Origin of the sequence: Gilliamella sp. Fer4-1, assembly GCF_001690515.1 — a bacterium.
Taxonomy (GTDB): Bacteria; Pseudomonadota; Gammaproteobacteria; order Enterobacterales; family Orbaceae; genus Gilliamella; species Gilliamella apicola_C.
Genome location: NZ_LZGZ01000211.1, coordinates 1 through 4,044, shown reverse-complemented (window position 1 = coordinate 4,044; position 4,044 = coordinate 1). Strand labels below are relative to the sequence as shown.

Here is a 4,044-nt window from a genome sequence, read left to right as displayed (position 1 = left end):
ATTGTTATTCTGTTGTAATAATTATACAATCAAAGCCAGTTAACTGAATGGTATTCAATTTTTGTCAAATCGAATCAACATGATAAAAAACATCATTGCTTTATTTTTTATGTTTCACTCTTTTGTCGCCCTTGCCGATAAATTACCATTAATTGATTCATTCACCCCCTGCACTCCTGATTTTTTTCAACAGATTTATGCTAGCAAAGATGAATTAGAAAAATATACGGACATTACACTTTTTAAGCAAAATCAAGCTTATATTCCCGTCGAAAATCGCTCTGATATAGCTAAAAACTTTGTTTATTTCAAAACACCCATGACTTATAAAAATTTAATAATCACAGGCTATTACGATAGTGCTATGGATCTTGGAAAAATAGGAAAATATTATTTCTGGGGATTTATCATCAATAATGAGATTAGCCAAATCAAAGAGACATTAAATTTTATAGATTGGAAAAAGATGGAAGAAGATGTTCTCTATATTGGAAACCCAATGATTCGTAGTATTAATGATGACATCCAAGTCTGGCATAAAAACACTGGCACCGTCGTTGGTGTGAAAACTATTCCAGCACCAGATACAACCGAAAAGTTATTATTGCTTGAAAAAGCACCGAATATGACGCTTCTTATTTGTTCTATTCAAGGTATTGTAACTTCTGAATTACTTAAACAAGAGCGACCTGATATTCAATAATTAAAACTAAATGGCTGATTCATCCATTTCACCAGTTCGAATCCGAATGACTTGCTCAACATTATAAATAAAAATTTTGCCATCTCCGATTTTGCCTGTTTGCGCTGTTTTCATAATAGTTTCAATGCACATCTCTAAAATATCATCTGGCACAATAAGTTCTATTTTTACTTTTGGCAAAAAATCAACCATATATTCCGCACCACGATAAAGTTCGGTATGCCCTTTTTGACGACCAAAACCTTTAACCTCAGTAACTGTCATACCGGTAATGCCTTGATCTGCTAGAGCCTCACGAATATCATCTAATTTGAATGGTTTAATAATAGCTTCAATCTTTTTCATATCTATTTTCCCTTAATTCGAGATTACCAATTTTTAAACCCAAAAGCACAAGTGATTGGATAGCGTCGCCCTTTACCAAAATTACGAGCTGTAATTTTCGGGCCAATGGCTGATTGACGACGTTTATACTCATTAATATCAACCAATTTAATCACTCGCCTTATTGTTGTTTCATCATAACCTTGCTCAATAAGTTGTTCAATGGAAAGATCGTGCTCAACATACCCTTTCAAAATGCCATCTAAAATATCATAAGGAGGCAAACTATCTTCGTCTTTCTGATCAGGCGCTAATTCTGCTGATGGAGGGCGAGTAATTACTCTTTCTGGAATAACATAAGAGCGGGTGTTGCGATATTTTGATAATGCAAACACCATCGTTTTCGGCACATCTTTAAGCACATCAAAACCGCCAGCCATATCGCCATAAAGTGTTGCATAGCCTACCGACATTTCGCTTTTATTGCCAGTTGTAAGCACTAACCTGCGCCGTTTATTGGATAGCGCCATTAAGATAACTCCGCGACAACGTGCTTGCAGGTTTTCTTCCGTGGTATCTTGTGGTGAGCCTAAAAACATTGGGCTTAACGATGACATAAATGCATCAAACATCGGTTCAATTGAAACAATATCAAACTCAACGCCTAATATTTCAGCTTCTTCTTTGGCATCGGCAATACTTATATCGGCAGTATAATGAAATGGCATCATCACAGCTTGAACCTTATCTTTACCTAAAGCGTCAACCGCAATAGCAAGCGTTAAAGCAGAATCGATACCGCCTGACAGCCCTAATACGGCGCCTTGAAAGCCATTTTTTGTAATATAATCACGAGTGGCAAGTACCAATGCATCATAAACTGATGCTAATTGATTATTTTGATTTTCATAAATTATAGTTTCAGCACTGACACCAAATGTAAAAGGAACAACTTGTTCTTCAAACGATTTGAGTTGACAAACAATTTGACCAAGTTCATTACAAACAAAAGATCCACCGTCAAAAACCAACTCATCTTGCCCTCCTACTTGGTTGACATAAATAATTGGCAATCTTGTTCGTTTTGCATGCGTTTTAACTAAATCATGTCGGTGTTTTTGTTTTTCAAAATCATAAGGAGAAGCATTAATTGCAACCACAAAGTCAGCTTGAGCCTGTTGAATATAATCAACAGGCTCATTTTGCCAAAGATCTTCACAGATTAATAACCCAATTTTTTGTCCTTTAAAATCAACGACACACGTTTTATTATCAGCGGTAAAGTAACGCTTTTCATCAAACACATCATAATTAGGTAGTCGTTGTTTGTGATAACGGACTAACAATTTTCCCTCGTAAAAAAACGAAAGGGCGTTATAAACATGTTGATCTTGCCAATGAGGATGGCCAACAACAACCGCACACTGTGTGCTCGCTTGTTGAATTAGTGATAATGCTTTTCGGCAGCGATCTTTAAAATCAGAACGAAACATTAAATCTTCGGGTGGATAGCCACAGAGAGCAAGTTCTGAAAAGATGATCAAATCATCAGATGAATGGCTATTTATTAATTCAATAATCTGTTGGGTGTTTCCCTCTATATCACCCACACGCCAATTTTTTTGCGCTAAAACAATAGATAAAGACATACAAAATTAAATACCACAAATCAAAATTGTTGATAAGTTTAAATGATTCTAAGTTGCGCTGCCACATTTTTATCGCTAACATGCAACAATAAATTGGCTTTCATTTTTCTGGATATTATTATGCAAAAAATTCTAAATGTAGCATTAACTAAACGCAGCTACCCTATTACTATTGGTGAAAATCTACTTAATGAATTTGAGCATTTTAAACTTCAGACTGGTCAACGCGTACTTATTGCGACCAACGAAACAATCGCCCCACTTTATTTACAAACATTAATTAACATGCTTGAAAAGCATGGTGTAAAGACCAGTTCAGTAATTGTGCCTGATGGTGAAAAATATAAAACCATGGAAACTTGGAATACCATTTTAACAGCGTTGCTAGCCAATAATCACACTCGTAGCAGTATTGTTATTGCACTAGGCGGAGGTGTCATTGGTGATGTTACTGGCTTTGCAGCCTCTGCTTACCAACGAGGCATTAAGTTTATCCAAGTACCAACCACCTTGCTATCACAGGTTGATTCATCGGTTGGGGGCAAAACAGCCATTAACCACCCACTGGGTAAAAATATGATAGGCGCATTTTATCAACCACAATCGGTTGTCATTGATATTAATTGTTTAAAAACATTGCCTCAACGAGAGCTTTCCTCAGGGCTGGCTGAGGTGATTAAATACGGTATTATTTTAGATGCTCAATTTTTTTCTTGGTTAGAAACCCATATCAACGATGTGCTAAACTTAGATGTTGATGCTACAAGTTACTGTATTTATCGTTGTTGCGAACTTAAAGCGCAAGTGGTCGCTGCCGACGAGACAGAACAAGGTATGCGCGCACTGTTAAACCTTGGTCACACATATGGTCACGCTATTGAAGCAGAACTAGGGTATGGAAACTGGCTACATGGTGAAGCAGTCAGTGTTGGCATGTTAATGGCAGCGCAAACAGCCAAAAGATTAGGTAAATTAACAGATGCTGAAATAGCTCGCATTAAAAACCTTTTAATAAGAGCAAAACTTCCTGTCGTAAGACCATCACAAATGTCTATTGAGTCCTACTTTCCACATATGATGCGCGATAAAAAAGTGATCTCGGGACAGTTAAGGCTAGTTATACCAACTAAGATTGGCCATGCTGAAGTAATCGATGGAATTGATAAAAACCTAGTTTTAGATTCTATTTCGAGCAGCTAGCCTTATACTGATTAATTGAATACGTATTAATTTTTTACTGAAACATAGTCATTACCTGAAATTGCTTTACACAACTAAATAAGCAATTATTTAGTTGTGTTGATGAACAGACTTTAATATTACTAACAGGTGTTACATTCAATACATGATTATCACTACCCTATGTAA

The 4,044-nt window shown here is 36.2% G+C and carries 4 protein-coding genes; 2 read left to right on the top strand and 2 right to left on the bottom strand.

Going from position 1 to position 4,044, the window contains the following annotated elements:
* The first annotated feature begins 79 nt into the window (after nt 1-79).
* A complete protein-coding gene (locus A9G30_RS07700) occupies nt 80-703 on the top strand; it encodes a hypothetical protein (RefSeq protein WP_065588578.1) in 624 nt (207 codons plus the stop codon).
* 6 nt (nt 704-709) lie between these two features.
* Here A9G30_RS07700 and glnB read toward each other — a convergent pair whose 3' ends face one another.
* Both glnB and A9G30_RS07690 read right to left on the bottom strand, forming a co-directional pair.
* Complete coding sequence (glnB, locus tag A9G30_RS07695) at nt 710-1,048, bottom strand: nitrogen regulatory protein P-II (RefSeq protein ID WP_065583287.1); 339 nt, start codon at nt 1,046-1,048, stop codon at nt 710-712.
* 23 nt (nt 1,049-1,071) lie between these two features.
* Nucleotides 1,072-2,676 carry an NAD+ synthase gene (locus A9G30_RS07690; protein WP_065588577.1) on the bottom strand — a complete coding sequence of 535 codons (1,605 nt, stop codon included), beginning with the start codon at nt 2,674-2,676 and terminating at the stop codon, nt 1,072-1,074.
* 120 nt (nt 2,677-2,796) lie between these two features.
* Here A9G30_RS07690 and aroB point away from each other — a divergent pair, with 120 nt between their 5' ends.
* Nucleotides 2,797-3,876: a 3-dehydroquinate synthase gene (aroB, locus tag A9G30_RS07685; RefSeq protein WP_065588576.1), complete on the top strand. Its 1,080-nt coding sequence runs from the start codon at nt 2,797-2,799 to the stop codon at nt 3,874-3,876.
* Nucleotides 3,877-4,044: the final 168 nt, after the last annotated feature.

Excerpts from the sequence above, each read along its gene's own strand:
- A9G30_RS07690 (WP_065588577.1), bottom strand. The coding sequence starts at position 2,676 with ATGTCTTTATCTATTGTTTTAGCGCAAAAAAATTGGCGTGTGGGTGAT.
- A9G30_RS07700 (WP_065588578.1), top strand. The coding sequence starts at position 80 with ATGATAAAAAACATCATTGCTTTATTTTTTATGTTTCACTCTTTTGTC.
- glnB (WP_065583287.1), bottom strand. The coding sequence starts at position 1,048 with ATGAAAAAGATTGAAGCTATTATTAAACCATTCAAATTAGATGATATT.
- aroB (WP_065588576.1), top strand. The coding sequence starts at position 2,797 with ATGCAAAAAATTCTAAATGTAGCATTAACTAAACGCAGCTACCCTATT.